This window comes from Streptomyces sp. NPDC048442, assembly GCF_040651475.1.
GTDB lineage: Bacteria > Actinomycetota > Actinomycetes > Streptomycetales > Streptomycetaceae > Streptomyces.
In genome coordinates, this window is record NZ_JBEZKB010000022.1 from 117,299 (window position 1) to 133,112 (window position 15,814).

General features: G+C 71.0%; 16 protein-coding genes. 7 read left to right on the forward strand and 9 right to left on the reverse strand.

Going from position 1 to position 15,814, the window contains the following annotated elements:
- The first annotated feature begins 297 nt into the window (after nt 1-297).
- Nucleotides 298-1,380, forward strand: coding sequence for a Zn-dependent alcohol dehydrogenase (locus tag AB0D18_RS28600; protein ID WP_362424538.1), 1,083 nt, complete (start codon nt 298-300; stop codon nt 1,378-1,380).
- Here the strand turns inward: AB0D18_RS28600 and AB0D18_RS28605 are convergent.
- Genes AB0D18_RS28605 through AB0D18_RS28615 form a run of 3 tightly spaced genes read right to left on the reverse strand, consistent with a single transcriptional unit; the run spans nt 1,377 to nt 3,885 of the window.
- Nucleotides 1,377-2,336, reverse strand: a complete 960-nt coding sequence (locus AB0D18_RS28605) for a DMT family transporter (protein ID WP_362424541.1) — start codon at nt 2,334-2,336, stop codon at nt 1,377-1,379. The genes AB0D18_RS28600 and AB0D18_RS28605 overlap by 4 nt on opposite strands.
- Nucleotides 2,337-2,368: 32 nt before the next feature.
- The gene (locus tag AB0D18_RS28610) at nt 2,369-3,199 is read right to left on the reverse strand and encodes a winged helix-turn-helix domain-containing protein (RefSeq protein WP_362424544.1); all 831 of its coding nucleotides are present in this window, start codon (nt 3,197-3,199) and stop codon (nt 2,369-2,371) included.
- Between the two features lie 14 nt (nt 3,200-3,213).
- Complete coding sequence (locus AB0D18_RS28615; RefSeq protein ID WP_362424547.1) at nt 3,214-3,885, reverse strand: TetR family transcriptional regulator; 672 nt, start codon at nt 3,883-3,885, stop codon at nt 3,214-3,216.
- 98 nt (nt 3,886-3,983) lie between these two features.
- On the opposite strand from AB0D18_RS28615, the gene AB0D18_RS28620 reads away from it, so the two are divergent.
- From AB0D18_RS28620 to AB0D18_RS28630, 3 genes are all read left to right on the forward strand, one after another.
- The gene (locus AB0D18_RS28620) at nt 3,984-5,135 is read left to right on the forward strand and encodes an acyl-CoA dehydrogenase family protein (protein ID WP_362424729.1); all 1,152 of its coding nucleotides are present in this window, start codon (nt 3,984-3,986) and stop codon (nt 5,133-5,135) included.
- Nucleotides 5,136-5,207: 72 nt separating this feature from the next.
- The gene (locus tag AB0D18_RS28625) at nt 5,208-5,495 is read left to right on the forward strand and encodes a YiaA/YiaB family inner membrane protein (RefSeq protein WP_362424550.1); all 288 of its coding nucleotides are present in this window, start codon (nt 5,208-5,210) and stop codon (nt 5,493-5,495) included.
- Nucleotides 5,496-5,592: 97 nt separating this feature from the next.
- The gene (locus tag AB0D18_RS28630; protein WP_362424553.1) at nt 5,593-6,243 is read left to right on the forward strand and encodes a TetR/AcrR family transcriptional regulator; all 651 of its coding nucleotides are present in this window, start codon (nt 5,593-5,595) and stop codon (nt 6,241-6,243) included.
- Nucleotides 6,244-6,302: 59 nt separating this feature from the next.
- Here AB0D18_RS28630 and AB0D18_RS28635 read toward each other — a convergent pair whose 3' ends face one another.
- A complete protein-coding gene (locus AB0D18_RS28635; protein WP_362424556.1) occupies nt 6,303-6,764 on the reverse strand; it encodes a MaoC family dehydratase in 462 nt (153 codons plus the stop codon).
- Between the two features lie 130 nt (nt 6,765-6,894).
- On the opposite strand from AB0D18_RS28635, the gene soxR reads away from it, so the two are divergent.
- Nucleotides 6,895-7,359, forward strand: coding sequence for a redox-sensitive transcriptional activator SoxR (soxR, locus tag AB0D18_RS28640; RefSeq protein ID WP_362424559.1), 465 nt, complete (start codon nt 6,895-6,897; stop codon nt 7,357-7,359).
- 119 nt (nt 7,360-7,478) lie between these two features.
- Here soxR and AB0D18_RS28645 read toward each other — a convergent pair whose 3' ends face one another.
- The 5 genes from AB0D18_RS28645 to AB0D18_RS28665 all read right to left on the reverse strand — a co-directional run bounded on the left by AB0D18_RS28645 (nt 7,479) and on the right by AB0D18_RS28665 (nt 13,151).
- On the reverse strand, nt 7,479-8,555 hold the full coding sequence (locus AB0D18_RS28645) for an RNA ligase (ATP) (protein WP_362424561.1): 1,077 nt from the start codon (nt 8,553-8,555) through the stop codon (nt 7,479-7,481).
- 105 nt (nt 8,556-8,660) lie between these two features.
- Nucleotides 8,661-9,413, reverse strand: coding sequence for a 3-keto-5-aminohexanoate cleavage protein (locus AB0D18_RS28650; RefSeq protein ID WP_362424731.1), 753 nt, complete (start codon nt 9,411-9,413; stop codon nt 8,661-8,663).
- A 183-nt stretch (nt 9,414-9,596) separates the two neighbouring features.
- Nucleotides 9,597-10,208: a hypothetical protein gene (locus AB0D18_RS28655; protein WP_362424564.1), complete on the reverse strand. Its 612-nt coding sequence runs from the start codon at nt 10,206-10,208 to the stop codon at nt 9,597-9,599.
- 245 nt (nt 10,209-10,453) lie between these two features.
- Complete coding sequence (locus AB0D18_RS28660; protein WP_362424734.1) at nt 10,454-11,764, reverse strand: MFS transporter; 1,311 nt, start codon at nt 11,762-11,764, stop codon at nt 10,454-10,456.
- A gap of 133 nt (nt 11,765-11,897) precedes the next feature.
- Complete coding sequence (locus AB0D18_RS28665; protein WP_362424567.1) at nt 11,898-13,151, reverse strand: DUF1343 domain-containing protein; 1,254 nt, start codon at nt 13,149-13,151, stop codon at nt 11,898-11,900.
- A 209-nt stretch (nt 13,152-13,360) separates the two neighbouring features.
- Between AB0D18_RS28665 and AB0D18_RS28670 the strand changes: the two genes are divergently transcribed.
- Entirely contained in the window at nt 13,361-14,122 is a 762-nt protein-coding gene (locus tag AB0D18_RS28670; RefSeq protein WP_362424570.1) for an SDR family oxidoreductase, read from the forward strand.
- The gene (locus tag AB0D18_RS28675; protein ID WP_362424573.1) at nt 14,119-15,813 is read left to right on the forward strand and encodes an AMP-binding protein; all 1,695 of its coding nucleotides are present in this window, start codon (nt 14,119-14,121) and stop codon (nt 15,811-15,813) included. The genes AB0D18_RS28670 and AB0D18_RS28675 overlap by 4 nt, the downstream gene beginning before the upstream one ends.
- Nucleotide 15,814: the final 1 nt, after the last annotated feature.

Below are 15,814 nucleotides of genomic sequence, written 5' to 3' on the forward strand. Positions count from 1 at the left end.
TTGGACGGGGGGGGTGGGGGTGGGGGGCGGGCCGGTGGTCGCCGTGCGGGTACGTCGTGGCTGATCGCGCAGTTCCCCGCGCCCCTAACTGCCTGCCCCTTAGCCCGCTAGCTCTGTTTGGCGGCGGGGCCGCCCCTCCACCCCACCCCTAGCCTCCTTGGGCAGCGGGGCCGCCCCCCGGGGGCGGGACGGGTGGGCAAGGGGGCGGCCCCCACGCGGAGCCCCGCCCCCGCGACCGCACGCCTCCGACACCGCCCCCATCCCCCGAACCCCCCCAACCCCGAGGAGCGCCCCCGCATGACCCGCGCCGCCATACTCCGTACCCCCCGCTCCCCCCTCGAAGTCACCGACATCGACCTCCCCGCCCCCGCCCCCGGCCAAGTTCGTGTCCGGCTCGCCGCCGCCGGCGTCTGCCACTCCGACCTCTCCCTCACGAACGGCACTATGCGCGTGCCCGTCCCGGCCGTCCTCGGCCACGAGGGAGCAGGCACCATCACCGCCGTCGGCGAAGGCATCACCCACCTTGCCCCCGGCGACGACGTCGTCCTCAACTGGGCGCCTTCCTGCGGCAGTTGCCACGCCTGTGAGCTCGGCGAAGTATGGCTGTGCGCCGAAGCCCTCACCGGTGCCGGCGACGTCTACGCCCGTACGACGGCCGACGGCACCGACCTTCACCCCGGCCTCAACGTCGCCGCCTTCGCCGAAGAGACCGTCGTCGCCGCGAAGTGCGTGATCCCCGCCCCGCCCGGCATCCCGCTCACCGACGCGGCCCTCCTCGGCTGCGCCGTCCTCACCGGATACGGCGCCGTCCACTACAGCGCCCGCGTCCGCGAGGGCGAGACCGTCGTCGTGTACGGCGTCGGCGGCGTCGGACTCGCGGCCCTCCAGTCCGCCCGGATCGCCGGAGCGGCCCAGATCATCGCCGTCGACGTCTCCCCGGCCAAGGAGGAACTGGCCCGCGCGGCCGGAGCCACCGACTACCTCGTCTCCTGCGACACCACCGCGAAGGACGTCCGGGGACTCACCGGGGGCCACGGCGCCGACGTCGCCGTCGAGTGCGTGGGCCGCGCCGCCACCATCCGTACCGCCTGGGAATCCACCCGCCGCGGCGGCCGCACCACCGTCGTCGGTATCGGCGGCAAGGACCAGCAGGTCACCTTCAACGCCCTGGAGATCTTCCACTGGGGCCGTACCCTCACCGGCTGCGTGTACGGCAACAGCGACCCGGCCCGCGACCTTCCGGTCCTCGCCGAACACATCCGGGCGGGCCGCCTCGATCTGGCCTCCATGGTCACCGAACGCATCACCCTGGACGGCATCCCGGCCGCCTTCGACAACATGCTCGCGGGTAAGGGTGGCCGGGCCCTGGTGGTCTTCTAGACCTTCTCGGCGTCGGTAGGGGTGGGGGTTGTGGCGGATCCCGCCACCACCCCCGCAGCCGTCGCACGCCGCGCCCGCGACCGCGAGACCGCCACCCCCGCCAGGCACACCACGCCGCCGAGCAGCGTCACCCACCCCGGCACCTCGTCCAGCACCAGCCACGACATCAGGACCACGATCGCGGGCACCGCGTAGGTGGTCGCACCCATCTTCCCGGCCGTCGTGCGCTTCAGCGCGTACGCCCAGGTGGTGAAGGCCAGGGCGGTCGGGAAGACGCCCAGGTAGACCATGTTCAGGGTGGCGGAGAGCGGGGCGTGGGACACGTCCCTGACCAGCTGTCCGGCGAACGGCAGGCATGCCGCCGCGCCGATCAGGCAGCCGTACGCGGTCGCCTGGAGCGGCGTCGCGTGCCCCAGCGCGGGCTTCTGCGCGACCACACCGATCGCGTACGTCACGGCCGCGACCAGGCACAGGCCCACGCCGAGCAGAGACGTTCCGCCGCCGCCCGACATCGAGATGCCCACGATCGCCGCACCGGCGAACGAGACCACCATCCCCGCGAGCAGCCGGGGCGGCAGGCCCTCGCCGAGGAAGCGGCTGGCGAGCAGCGCCATCAGGATCGGCGCCACGTTCACCACCAGGGACGCCGTGCCCGCGTCGACGAGCTGCTCGCCCCAGTTGAGCGCGACCGCGTACGCCCCGAACCACAGCAGCCCGGAGGCGATGATGCCCGGCCAGGCGGCGCGCGGCGGCAGGCCCTCGCGGCGTATCAGCAGGAGCGCCACCAGGACGAGCGAGCCGGACAGCAGCCGGCCCAGGGCCAGCGCGCCCGGCGCGTACGACTCGCCCGCGCTGCGGATCGACACGAAGGCCGAGGCCCACAGGACGACGGTGACACCGGCGGCGGCCAGTGCGAGGGGCTCGGAACGGCCCGTGGGGGAGGAGGGGTTGCTCATGCCGCGATGCTAGGTCATCGATGCTTCGGCTGTCACCGAAGTATTGATGCATCGATGCCGAGCAGATCGCTGAGTGCCCGTTCGCCCGCCGCCGTCACCTTCACCGCGCGCTCGCTCCCGATCCGTACGCACCACTTCTCCTCCAGGGCGAGGCGGCACAGTTCCGCGCCCGCGATGCCCGCCAGGTGGCGCTTGCGCTCGGTCCAGTCCAGGCACGAACTCACCATCGGGCGGCGGCCCTTGGCCTTGAGCAGGTAGATGCCGAGGCTGCCGAACCAGTCCAGGCCCTCGTCGGTGAGCGCGAATCCGCTGCCCATCAGCAGCAGAGCGCGCCGCTCCATCGCATCCGTGATCGCGATGCCGAGGCGTCCCGCCAGGTGGTCGTAGCAGGTCCGGCCCCGAGCCATCGCGGAGCCGGCACTGGCGGCGCGCAGCGTGTGCGGGTTGTCGCGGCCGGGGAGCGCGTACGCGGCGACGGATTCGACGAACTGTGCGGCGGAGGCGTCCGTCAGGCGTACGTAACGGTGCCTGCCCTGCCGTTCCTCGGCGAGCAGCCCGGCCGAGACGAGCCTGCTCAGGTGCTCGCTGGCGGTGGACGCGGCGACACCCGCCTGCCGGGCGAGCTCGCTCGCGGTCCAGGCGCGGCCATCGAGGAGGGAGAGGAGGAAGACGGCCCTGGTCTCGTCGGCGAGCAGGGACGCGAGGGCGGCGAGCCGGGTGCCGGGGCTTTCGACTCCGGCGGTGGCTCTGGTGGCAGCTCTGGCGGTGGCACCCACGGGAGCTCTGGCGGTGGCACCGACGGCAGCTCTGGCGGTGGCACCGACGGCAGCTCTGGCGGCGGCTTTGGCGGCGGGATTCGGCATCCCCTCAGAGTGCCCTAAGAATGGTTCGGCGCGGACCGAACTGTCCGGAAATCTTCCGCCTCGTACTGGCAGCCCAGCCCGTCCACCAGCGCCCGCAGCCCCGTCTCGAACGCCCCCTCGTCCACCTTCTCCCGGTGGTCCGCGAGCAGGTGCGCCTGCCCGAGGTGCGGATAGTCCGCCGGGTCGTACGCCGCCTCGTCGTCCACGAAGCCGCGTGCGAAGGAACCGAGCGCCGAGCCGGTGATGAAGTACCGCATGAGCGCACCGATGTACGTCGCCTGGGCGGGCGGCCACCCGGCCCGCACCATCGAGCCGAACACCGCGTCCGCGACCTTCAGCCCGGCCGGCCGCCGCCCCGGGCCGCGCGCCAGCACCGGGACGATGTGCGGGTGCTCGGTGAGGGCCGCACGGTACGAGAGTGCCCAGTCGTGCAGCGCCACCCGCCAGTCCCGCGGATCGTCCTCGTCGAACATCGACAGGTCGACCTTGGCCGACACCGCGTCCGCGATCGCCTCCAGGATCTCGTCCTTGTTGCGGAAGTGGTTGTAGAGGGAGGGGCCGCTGACCCCGAGTTCGGCCGCGAGCCGCCGCGTGGAGACCGCTTCGAGGCCCTCGGCGTCCACGAGCGCGCTCGCCGTCTCGACAATGCGGTCTCTGCTCAACAGGGGCTTGCGCGGTCGGGCCATGCGGCACATAGTAGGCCCGTCAACAAGAAACTAGCAGTGCTAATTAAGCGTGCGGAAATCAGCGCTGGGCAAGCACTGAGAAGGCGGGGTGGGTGTCCGTGAACCTGGAACTCAGCGAGGAGCAGCGCGCCGTCCGGCAGCTCGCCGTGGACTTCGTCGCCCGCGAGATCGCCCCGCACGTCGTCGAGTGGGACCGCGCCGAGAACGTCGACCGGTCGATAGTGAAGAAGCTGGGCGCGCTCGGCTTCCTGGGCCTCACGATCCCCGAGGAGTACGGCGGCTCCGGCGGCGACCATCTCGCGTACTGCCTCGTCACCGAGGAACTCGGCCGCGGCGACTCCTCGGTCCGCGGCATCGTCTCCGTATCGCTGGGCCTGGTCGCCAAGACCATCGCCGCCTGGGGCGACGAGGAGCAGAAGCGGCAGTGGCTGCCCCGCCTCACCTCGGGTGAGGCGATCGGCTGCTTCGGCCTGACCGAGCCCGGCACCGGATCCGACGCCGGAAACCTCATCAGCCGGGCGGTCAGGGACGGCGACGACTACGTCATCAACGGCACCAAGATGTTCATCACCAACGGCACCTGGGCCGACGTCGTCCTCCTCTTCGCCCGCTCCACCGACGCCCCCGGCCACAAGGGCGTCTCCGCCTTCCTCGTCCCCACGGACACCCCCGGCCTCACCCGCCGCACCCTCCACGGCAAGCTCGGCCTGCGCGGCCAGGCCACCGCGGAGCTCGTCCTCGAAGACGTCCGCGTCCCCGCCTCCGCGATGCTGGCCCCCGAGGGCAAGGGCTTCTCCGTCGCCATGTCCGCCCTCGCCAAGGGCCGCATGTCGGTCGCCGCGGGCTGCGTCGGCATCGCCCAGGCCGCGCTCGACGCGGCCCTCTCGTACGCGGGGGAGCGCGAGCAGTTCGGCAAGACGATCGCCCACCACCAGCTCGTACAGGAACTGATCACCGACATCGCGGTCGATGTCGACGCCGCCCGCCTCCTCACCTGGCGCGTCGCCGACCTGATCGACCGCGGCGAGCCCTTCGTGACCGAGGCCTCCAAGGCCAAGCTCTTCGCCTCCGAGGCCGCCGTCCGCGCCGCGAACAACGCCCTCCAGGTGTACGGCGGGTACGGCTACATCGACGAGTACCCGGCGGGGAAGCTGCTGCGCGACGCCCGCGTGATGACCCTCTACGAGGGCACCAGCCAGATCCAGAAGCTGGTCATCGGCCGTGCGCTGACCGGGGTTTCGGCCTTCTGAGTGCGTTCCTGAGTACCCTCCTGAGTACGAGAGCGGATGTCTCGCCCCCGTGATGCGAGTCACTCTGGGCCCATGAGCGATACACAGGTCAAGCAGCAGAACACCGGGGCCTACTACGGCCAGGCCATCGCCTCTTTCGGCGTCGCGCTGTCCGCGACCGCCATCGGCATCTTCTACCTCGACGCCAGCGGCTGGGTGCGAGCCTTTCTGGCCATCGGCGTCCTCTACCTCGTCACCTCCTGCTTCACCCTCGCCAAGGTGATCCGCGACAAGCAGGAGGCCGGGCAGATCGTCAGCCGGGTCGACCAGGCCCGCCTGGAGAAGATCCTCGCCGAGCACGACCCCTTCCAGAAGCTCTGACCCGCCAGAAGCACTGACCCCGCGAGTTCGCGCTAAGCGCTTGCTCAGAGGTGCGCGGTATGGTGTTCGTCCTGCTGGACGGACAAAGGGGCGAACGATGAGCACGGCGCAGGACACGGAGGGAGCGCCCGGCGGCGAGCCCGGTTCCAACGAGGCGTCCGCCTGGGGCGAGGTCGCCCCGGAAGCGGCCAGGAGGCTGCTGGTCGCCGCCGTCGGAGCCTTCGCCGAGCGCGGCTACCACGCCACCACCACCCGCGACATCGCGGGCCGTGCGGGCATGAGTCCGGCTGCGCTCTACATCCACTACAAGACCAAGGAAGAGCTGCTCCACCGGATCAGCCGCATCGGCCACGACAAGGCCCTGCGCATCCTGGAGAGCGCCGCCGACGGCGACGGCAGCGCCGCCGAGCGACTCACGGACGCCGTCGTCACCTTCGTACGGTGGCACGCGGCGCACCACACCACGGCGCGCGTCGTCCAGTACGAGCTGGACGCGCTCGGCGACGAGCACCGCGCGGAGATCGTGGAGCTGCGCCGCAGGAGCGACGCGGCGGTGCGGCGCATCATCAACGACGGTGTGGAGGCGGGGGAGTTCGACGTCCCCGACATCCCCGGCACCACGCTCGCCGTGCTGTCGCTCTGCATCGACGTGGCCCGCTGGTTCAACGTGGAGGGCAGGCGCACGCCCGACGAGGTCGGCGCACTGTACGCCGACCTCGTACTGCGGATGGTCGCGGCCGACTCGTAGCGTTCAGAAGGAGTTGCGGCTTCAGAAGGAGTTGCGGCGTTCAGAAGTGGAAGCGGTGTTCAGAAGTAGTAGCGGGAGATCGACTCCGCCACGCACACCGGCTTCTCGCCGCCCTCGATCTCCACCGTCACCTTCGCCGTGACCTGCACGCCGCCGCCCGCCTCGGCGACGTCCGTCAGTACGGCCGTGGCGCGCAGCCGCGAGCCCACTGGCACAGGGGCGGGGAAACGGACCTTGTCCGTCCCGTAGTTGACGCCCATCTTCATGCCCTCGACCCGCAGCACCTGCGGTACGAACACCGGTAGCAGTGACAGCGTCAGATAGCCGTGCGCGATCGTCTTCCCGAACGGGCCCTCGGCCGCCCGCACAGGGTCGACGTGAATCCACTGGTGGTCACCGGTCGCGTCGGCGAACAGGTCGATCCGCTTCTGGTTGACCTCCAGCCACTCGCTGTGCCCCAGCTGCTCGCCGATCCCGGCACGCAGCTCCTCGGCGGACGCGAAGATCCTCGGCTCAGCCATTCCTCTGCTCCCTCTGCTCAAACCTGCTCAGATACAGCCAAAAGCACTACTCGCATCATTGTCTAAGCGCTTGCTCAGCATGGTTGGGCCCAGGTGTTCCTGTCAACGGACGCCCACTAGGCTTCACGGGGTGCCGCAGATTCCAGAGAAGATCCACGAGCTCACCGTCGGTCAGCTGTCCGCGCGCAGCGGTGCCGCCGTCTCCGCCCTGCACTTCTACGAGACCAAGGGCCTGATCAGCAGCACCCGCACCTCCGGCAACCAGCGCCGGTACGGGCGCGACGCGCTGCGCAGGGTCGCCTTCGTCCGTGCCGCACAGCGCGTCGGCATCCCGCTCGCCACCATCCGCGACGCACTGTCAGGACTGCCGGAGGAGCGCACCCCGACCCGCGAGGACTGGGCCCGGCTCTCCGAGAACTGGCGCTCCGAACTCGACGCCCGCATCCAACAGCTGGGGCGCCTGCGCGACCACCTCACCGACTGCATCGGCTGCGGTTGCCTGTCCCTGGAGACCTGCGTGCTGTCCAACCCGGACGACGTGATCGGCGACATGATCAGCGGCTCCCGTCTGATGGGCGAGAAGAAGAAGGCCTGACACGAGTGAGGGGCGAGAAGAAGAAGGGCTGACACGAGCCCGAGCGGGACCGGCCTTCCGTCCCTCGCCGAGGAGTACGACGCCCGGTGGCCGGCCGGACGACCGGCTCTGAAGGCGCGCTACTCGAACTCGGTGCCGCCCTTGCGCGTCAGGTACGCCGGGCTGACCGCCTTCGCGACGGCCCGGCCGCCCACCACATGGCTGTGCCGCTCGACGGCCGGACGTATCACCACGCCCTCCCGCAGATGCAGGTCCCGGCCGGACACGGTCTCCCGCCCCGAGGCCAGTTCCAGCACCTTCGTCACGTCGTAGGGGCCCTCGTACAGCCTTGGAACCAGCGGCAGTTCACCGTCGAGCAGCGCCACGAACTCGGCCGCGTCCAGCCACCGCACCTGCCCGTCCACGTCCACCGACACGTCGAACGCGGCGTAACCCAGCTGCAGGGAGCGGCCGTCGGCGCCGTACGACAGGTCCTGCACGCCCGCGCCGTACACCTCGCCGAAGATGCCGACGCGGCGGGCGCCCAGCTTCGCGGCGAGGCGGGCGGCGACGGCCGGCACGCCGTGCCCGGTGACCGCCCGCCAGTACAGGTTGCGCGGGTCCTCCTTGAGTGCGAGGCTCCGCGCACCGAAGCCCTTCGAGGACACGAACACCCGCTCCTGGTCGGCGACATACGTCACCAGGCAGGCCGTGCCGTGCAGCTTCTCGGTGAGTACGACGCTCTCGCCGGGCTCGAACAGCTGCGGGTACCGGTGCAGGTTCTCGATGTCGACCCAGGGCAGCAGGTCGGGTGCGCGCTCCACCTCGCCGTTCATCGTCGGCGGGATCGGCGGCACCCACTTCGTGATGCCGAGCAGCTCCGCGAAGTCGGTGCCCTCGGCGGCGGCCCGCGCCAGATCCGTACCCTCCAGGGCGCCGGGCCTGCACACGATGCCCTGCGACACCTCGCCGCGCAGCCGAACCGCCTTGACCCGGTCGGAGTCCTTGCCCGCCAGCCTGCCGGTGAGCCCCAGCTCCTCGATCAGCGCGGCGGGGAGGACGGACTGCTCCGGGATGTAGAGCGCGGCGTCCTTGGTGCGGTACGCGCCCTTGGCGACGACGGCACGGTAGAGCCCGACCTGCGCGAGTTCGAGCGCGTCCGCGTTCGGGTGGTCGTGGATGGTCAGAAATTCGGCGGTCACTCGCAGCGTCGACATGTCGGCGCCCCCCTTGTCGTCGGCTCCTGGGCCGGTCGTACGTCTCGTACATCTCGCACGTCTTGCACTTCTCGTACGGTGATGGTCTCCGCCCCCACTGTGCGGTTACGCCACCTCCACCGGCCACCGAATATCCCGGGCAGCACACACCAGTTGGGCATTCGACCCGGCAGGCCGGCCGTCCGGGAGCAGCAGGGTGTCCTCCAGGCCTATCCGGGTGGCCAGACCGAGACGGCGGGCCAGCGCGAGCACCGGCCAGGCGCCGCCGTCCTCGCCGTGCAGCAGCATCGGGGCCCCGCGCACGTCCCCCTGGGACCCCACTGCGCCCCGGCGTGCGAGGTCCGCCAGGAACTGGAGGGCCGAGTCCTCGGCGGTGAGCGGATCGGGGTCGGTCACCTCCACCAGCACCCGCAGGGATCTGGACGCCAGTGGGGAGCTGAGAAAACGGTCCGCCCCCTGCGTGCCGGACCACAGGCCGGACTCCACGGCGACACCGCGCGCGAGCAGCGCCGCCGCGACCTCCTCCGCGCCCGGCTCGTGCCAGTTCACCGAGGCGTGGTCGGGCAGCACCGTCCAGGACGCGATGCGCTCGATGCGCCGCTGCGGTTCGGGTTCGGTCCAGGCACCGGTCGTCACCCCGACGGGCACGTCCACCGCGCCCCGTATCGCTATGAGGGTCGCCGCGAGCACACTCGCCGACAACGTGTCGTCCCCACAAGGGGACTTGGGGTGCACATGCACCTCCGCGGCACCGGCCGCGACCGCGGCTGCGGCCGACTCGGCCATCGCACCGGGCGACACCGGAACGGCGGCACCGTCACCGGGACAGCGCTGACCATTCACACAGACCTGCATCAAGGGCTCGACCATGCATTCGATGGTGACACCCGCCACTGACAATCAGCCATGCACCGAGCATTCGCACGGTTGTTGCGGGGAAACCTCCGAGCGGCCCTCGTGACGAGACGGGCACATCCGGTGGGCACCTCCGACGGGCACGGGGACGCAGCGCCACGGGGAATTCCGCCGCGCCCCACGCTCTCACGCCACGGACGCCAGCTCCCGGCGCCGTACCCTCTTGGCCTCCGCGAGCGCCCCGGGCGTCAGGACGGGCTGCGGCACCAGGATTCCGCATCCCGTGCAGACCGGCCCGAACCACGGCTCGTGGAGCATGTCCTGCTTCCAGACGATCCGCCCCGACGCACACACCGGGCAGTGCGTGCCGGGTTCCGACTCCAGGGCGGAGATCAGCCCGCGCAGCACGTCGGCCATCGGCGCCGACGGGTGGACCGCCGGATCGTCGCACCACGCGACCCCGAAACCGCCCCAGGTCCGCCGGTGCCAGTCGTCGAAGGAGCCCGGCCGCCGCAGCCCGTCGTGCTTCTCGCGCTTGCGGCGCTGTGCGAACTCCACTTCGTACGCGAGCCAGACGGCCCGCGCCTCCTCCAGTTCCTCCAGCGCGGCCACCAGCCGCACCGGTTCGGGCGCCCGGTCCTCCTGACCGAACCCGTGCCGGGCGCACAGATGGTCCCAGGTCGCCCTGTGCCCGTAAGGGGCGAACCGCTCCAGACACTTGCGCAGCGAATACCGCCTCAGCGCAAGATCACACCTCGGATCACGTACCTGTCTCGCGAGACTCCGAAAACCGGCCATCGCACTGCCACCTCCGTCGCTGGTACTTCGGCGTCGATGAATGGACGTACGAGTGCCCGTTTCGGCTCCATCGAAAATCCGATGGGCCCCATCAGGGATCAATTGGTCCGGATTCGCATGGAACGCTCCCGACTCTCCACGTCACTCCGCGGCTCGAACGACTCACTCGAACGTGTGGAGAAAGCCCGTCCGTGTGGAGAAGGCCCGTCACCGAACGGTCCCGGGTTCCCCCGTGTCCCGGCGGCTCAGCCCAGCTCCCGCTCCCGCGTCTCCGGCAGCGCCAGCACGCACAGCAGCGACACGACCGCCATCGCGCTCACGTACCAGCCGACCGACGCCGAACCGAAGCCCGCCTGGAGCCGCGTCGCCACCAGCGGCGCCACCGCGCCGCCGAGCACCCCGCCCAGGTTGTACGCCAGGGACGCGCCCGAGTAGCGCACCCGCGCCCCGAACAGCTCCGGCAGGTACGCGCCCATCGGCCCGTACACGACCCCCATGCAGAACAGTGCCCCGCCGAGTGCCACCGCGATCAGCACCGGCTGCTTGGTGTCGAGCAGCGGGAAGAGGACGAGACCCCACACCACCGCCAGCCCGCAACCGGCCAGGATCAGCTTGCGCCGGCCGCCCGCGTCGGAGCGTGTCGCCGCGAGCCAGGTCCCCGCCGCCAGGAACAGACAGGCCACCATGGACAGTCCGAGCATGGTGCCCCGCGCCACCCCGAGCGTCTTCGTCGCGTACGACAGGCAGTACGTCGTCGCCGTGTAGAACAGCCCGTACGCGACGATCATGCCGCCCGCACCGAGCAGCAGTTCGCGCGGGAACTTCCGGAAGACCTCAAGCGTGGGGACCTTGCTGGCCTCCTGCTTCTCCATCACCCGCTGGAACACCGGGGTTTCGCTGATCTTCAGCCGTACGAAAAGCCCCACCGCGACCAGCAGGAACGACAGCAGGAACGGAATCCGCCACCCCCAGCTCTTGAACGCCGCGTCGTCCAGCACCGCCGACAGCAACCAGAAGATGCCCGTCGCCGCGAAGAAGCCGATGGACGGGCCGAGTTGCGGGAACGCCGCATAGAGGCCGCGCCGGCCGCGCGGGGCGTGCTCCACCGCGAGCAGCGCCGCCCCGCCCCACTCGCCGCCGAGCCCGATGCCCTGCAGGAAACGCAGCAGGACCAGCAGCAGCGGCGCCCAGATGCCCCAACTGCCGTAGCCGGGCAGCAGCCCCACCAGCGCCGTCGACAGCCCCATCAGCAGGAGCGAGACGACGAGAACCGACTTGCGGCCGACCCGGTCGCCGAAGTGCCCGAAGACCACGGAGCCGAGAGGGCGGGCGGCGAAGGCGACGGCGTACGTCGAGAAGGATGCGAGCGTCGCGTTGAGCGGTGTGAGGTTCGGGAAGAACGCCTCATTGAGGACGAGCGCCGCCGCCGTCCCGTAGATGTAGAAGTCGTAGAACTCGATGGCGGTGCCGATGAAACTGGCCACCGCCACCCGGCGCAGACTCTCCGGGCTCCCGGCGGGCGCGTCGGTGGAGGGTGCGTCGGCGTCGGCGGCGATGGCCGGTGTCGCTGTCTTCGTGGTGCGTGATTCGTCGTTCACGACCGGCAGGTTCTCGGTCGATGTATGGGGCAGTCAATAGGTGGGACGGTCGGTCCCATCATGTGGGACGCCGATGGCCGGATATCCGTGCTCAGCGGTACAGCAGGTGCTCCCGCCGCACCCGGCGGAACGCCGCCAGGTCCGCCTGCCAGGCGCCCACCACCTCGGCCGTTCCCGCCCCCGCGTCGATCATCGTCCGTACCCGGGTGTTCCCGGTGAGCTTGTCGATCCAGTTGTCGCCACGCCACGCGAAGCCGCTCCAGCTCTTCTTTGCCGTCACCAGGAGCGCGATCCCGGTGCGCACCGGGTCGTACGACTCCCGGTCGTGGACGTGCAGTTGGACGCCGCCGATCGTCTTCCCCTGGAACTTGGAGAACGTCGGCGCGAAGTACGCCTCCCGGAACCGCACCCCGGGCAGCCGCTCCGCGTTCGCCGCCTCCGCCCACCGCCGGTCGATGCCCTCCGCGCCCAGCAGCTCGAACGGGCGGGTGGTGCCGCGCCCCTCCGAGAGGTTCGTGCCCTCGAAGAGGCAGGTGCCGGAGTACACCAACGCCGTGTCCGCGGTGGGCATGTTGGGGCTCGGCGGCACCCAGGGCAGCCCCGTCGCGTCGAAGAAGTCCCCGCGCCGCCACCCCGTCGTCCGCACCACCTCAAGAGGCACCGGTTTCGCCAGGAACTCCGCGTTGAACAGCAGCGCCAGCTCCGCCACCGTCATCCCGTGCGCCTGCGCGATCGGCTCCCGCCCCACGAACGTCGCGAACGCCCGGTCGAGCACAGGCCCCAGCGCCGCCCGCCCGGTCACCGGATTCGGCCGGTCCAGGACCACGAACCGCTTGCCCGCGAGCGCAGCCGCCACCATGCAGTCGTACAGCGTCCAGATGTACGTGTAGAAGCGGGCGCCCACGTCCTGGATGTCGAAGACGACGGTGTCCACGGCGGACGCGGTGAAGATGTCGGCGAGCGGCTGCCCGCTCTTCAAGTACGTGTCGTAGACCGGGAGGCCCGTCGCGGGGTCGTCGTAGCGCCCCTCGGAGCCGCCCGCCTGTGCGGTCCCCCGGAAGCCGTGCTCGGGGCCGAAGACGGCGGTGAGGTTCACCCGCTCGTCGGCGTGCATCACGTCGACGATGTGCCGGACGTCGGCGGTGACGCCGGTCGGGTTGGTGACGACGCCGACCTTCCGGCCGCCCAGCAGCCGGTACCCGTCGGCCGCGAGCCGGTCGAATCCGGTACGGACCCGGGGGGCGTCCCCGTGCTCCGGCTGTGCCGCCGCGGGGCCGCTGCCGGCGGCAAGCACCCCCACCGTGCCGCCGCCCGCCGCCAGCAGCCCTCTTCTGGACAAGCTCATGTGCGCAACCTCCGTGATCGGACGGTCTGTCATGTCCGCGCACGCTAGCCCGTGTCCTTCCCGTAGGGAACGGAACGCGCCCCGGAGCGGACGGAACGCTCCCGGGACCGGCGGGAACGAGCCCCGGATCACCTGCGTCCACCCCTTTCGCCACTCCATACCGACTGGTTAGTCTGCGGAGGAACTCGGCATGGAGAGGCGGACCCCAGATGGATGCGGTGCAGGACGCGGGAGTCGTGGTCACGGGTGCGGGAGGCGGCATCGGAGCCGCACTGGCCCGGAGATTCGCGGCCGGCGGAGCACGGGTCGTGGTCAACGACCTGGATGCGGGGAAGGCCAAGGCGGTCGCCGACGAGATCGGCGCGACGGCCGTGCCCGGAGACGCCTCGGAGATCGTGGCCGAGGCGCGCGACGCCCTCGGCGGTGCGATCGACGTGTACTGCGCCAACGCCGGGGTCGGCTGCGGCGGCGACCCGTTCGCCGAGGAGCTCTGGGAGAGAGCCTGGGACGTCAATGTGATGGCCCACGTACGGGCGGCCCGTGCGCTGCTGCCCGAGTGGCTGGAACGGGGGAGCGGCCGGTTCGTCTCCACCGTGTCGGCGGCCGGCCTCCTGACGATGATCGGCGCCGCCCCGTACAGCGTCACCAAGCACGGTGCGCTCGCCTTCGCCGAGTGGCTGTCGCTGACCTACCGCCACAAGGGTGTGAAGGTCCACGCGATCTGCCCCCAGGGCGTACGTACGGACATGCTGACCTCCGCCGGATCGGCGGGCGACCTGGTCCTCGCGCCGACCGCGATCGAGCCGGAGGACGTCGCCGACGCCCTCTTTGAGGGCATGGCGGCCGACCGCTTCCTGATCCTGCCGCATCCCGAGGTGGGGGAGTACTACAAGGCGCGGGCGGCGGAACCCGACCGCTGGCTGACCGGTATGAACCACCTCCAGCAGAAGTGGGAAGGGGCGGGCAGGTGACCGGTTCCGCCGGTGAAAGGACCGGCTCCCTCTACGCGGCCCAGCCGTGGCTCGCCCAGCTCACCGAGGCCCAGCGGGCTCCCGTGGACCCGGCGCCGACCCTGGTGCACGCTTTCCGCCGGAGCGTGGAGCGCGCCCCCGAGCGCACCGCCCTCGCCTACTTCGACGGGCGGCTGAGCTACCGCGAGACGGACGCCCTGTCCGACTCGGTGGCCGGCCACCTCGTGGCGAAGGGGCTGCGGCGCGGCGACCGGGTGGCGATCATGCTGCAGAACTCGCCGCACTTCGTGCTCGCCCTGCTCGGCGCCTGGAAGGCCGGCGCCACGGTCGTCCCGCTCAACCCGATGTACAAGTCCGCGGAGGTCGGTCACGTCCTCAAAGATGCCGAGGTCACCGCGCTGATCTGCTCGGACAGGGCCTGGCAGGGGTATCTGCGGGAGACGGCCGCGGACGCCCCCTCCGTACGGATCGTGCTGACCGGCTGCGAGCTGGACCTGCAGAGCACGAACGACGCGCGGGTGCTCGACTTCGAGCGGCTGCCGCAGGCCGCCGATGCCGACGACCTGATCGAGGCCGCGCGGGCCGGTCTGAAGCCGCCCCTTCCCGATTCACCCCCGGAGCGGGAACCCGGCCCCGCCGACACGGCGTTGATCAGTTACACGTCCGGCACCAGCGGCACACCGAAGGGGGCGATGAATTCCCACGGAAACATCATGATCAACGCGGAGCGGCAGCGCACCGGGCACCCCGTCGCCGAGGGGTCGTCCTACTTCGCCCTCGCCCCGCTCTTCCACATCACCGGCATGGTCGCCCAGCTGGCCACCTGTCTCGCCCACGCGGGCACCCTCGTCCTCGCCTACCGCTTCCACCCCCAGGTGGTCCTGGACGCCTTCGCCGAGCACCGGCCCGCGTACACCGTCGGCCCTGCCACGGCGTTCATGGCGCTGGCGGCCGCCCCGGGCGCCACGCGCGAGCACTTCGCCTCCTTCCAGGTGATCTACTCGGGCGGCGCCCCGCTGCCGCCCGCGCTGGTGGAGAAGTTCCGGGCGGGCTTCGGCCCGTACATCCGCAACGGCTACGGGCTCACCGAGTGCACGGCGCCCTGCGCGTCCGTACCGCCGGAGAAGGAGGCACCCGTCGACCCGGTGTCGGGGACGCTGTCGGTCGGCGTGCCAGGACCCGACACCGTCGTCCGCATCGTCGACGAGACGGGCGCGGACGTGCCCTTCGGCGAGCAGGGCGAGATAGCGGTGCGCGGTCCGCAGGTCGTCACCGGTTACTGGCGGCTGCCCGAGGCCACCGCCGAGACCTTCCCTGACGGCGAACTGCGCACCGGCGACATCGGGTTCATGGACTCCGACGGCTGGCTGTACGTCGTCGACCGCAAGAAGGACATGATCAACGCGTCCGGCTTCAAGGTCTGGCCGCGCGAGGTCGAGGACGTCCTCTACGGCCACCCCGCGGTCCGGGAGGCGGCCGTGGTCGGCGTCCCCGACACCTACCGGGGCGAGAGCGTCAAGGCGTACGTCAGCCTGCGCCCCGGCGCGGGGACCGGGCCCGACGAGCTGATCGCGTACTGCAAGGAACGGCTCGCCGCGTACAAGTATCCGCGTCAGGTGGAGGTCCTGCCGGAGCTGCCCAAGACGACAAGTGGGAAGATCCTCCGGCGGGAACTGCGTTCCCCGCGCTAGC

What these genes read in the sequence shown, in the direction of transcription:
- AB0D18_RS28600 (WP_362424538.1), top strand. Translation starts at nt 298, where the DNA reads ATGACCCGCGCCGCCATACTCCGTACCCCCCGCTCCCCCCTCGAAGTC.
- AB0D18_RS28605 (WP_362424541.1), bottom strand. Translation starts at nt 2,336, where the DNA reads ATGAGCAACCCCTCCTCCCCCACGGGCCGTTCCGAGCCCCTCGCACTG.
- AB0D18_RS28610 (WP_362424544.1), bottom strand. Translation starts at nt 3,199, where the DNA reads ATGCCGAATCCCGCCGCCAAAGCCGCCGCCAGAGCTGCCGTCGGTGCC.
- AB0D18_RS28615 (WP_362424547.1), bottom strand. Translation starts at nt 3,885, where the DNA reads ATGGCCCGACCGCGCAAGCCCCTGTTGAGCAGAGACCGCATTGTCGAG.
- AB0D18_RS28625 (WP_362424550.1), top strand. Translation starts at nt 5,208, where the DNA reads ATGAGCGATACACAGGTCAAGCAGCAGAACACCGGGGCCTACTACGGC.
- AB0D18_RS28630 (WP_362424553.1), top strand. Translation starts at nt 5,593, where the DNA reads ATGAGCACGGCGCAGGACACGGAGGGAGCGCCCGGCGGCGAGCCCGGT.
- AB0D18_RS28635 (WP_362424556.1), bottom strand. Translation starts at nt 6,764, where the DNA reads ATGGCTGAGCCGAGGATCTTCGCGTCCGCCGAGGAGCTGCGTGCCGGG.
- AB0D18_RS28645 (WP_362424561.1), bottom strand. Translation starts at nt 8,555, where the DNA reads ATGTCGACGCTGCGAGTGACCGCCGAATTTCTGACCATCCACGACCAC.
- AB0D18_RS28655 (WP_362424564.1), bottom strand. Translation starts at nt 10,208, where the DNA reads ATGGCCGGTTTTCGGAGTCTCGCGAGACAGGTACGTGATCCGAGGTGT.
- AB0D18_RS28665 (WP_362424567.1), bottom strand. Translation starts at nt 13,151, where the DNA reads ATGAGCTTGTCCAGAAGAGGGCTGCTGGCGGCGGGCGGCGGCACGGTG.
- AB0D18_RS28670 (WP_362424570.1), top strand. Translation starts at nt 13,361, where the DNA reads ATGGATGCGGTGCAGGACGCGGGAGTCGTGGTCACGGGTGCGGGAGGC.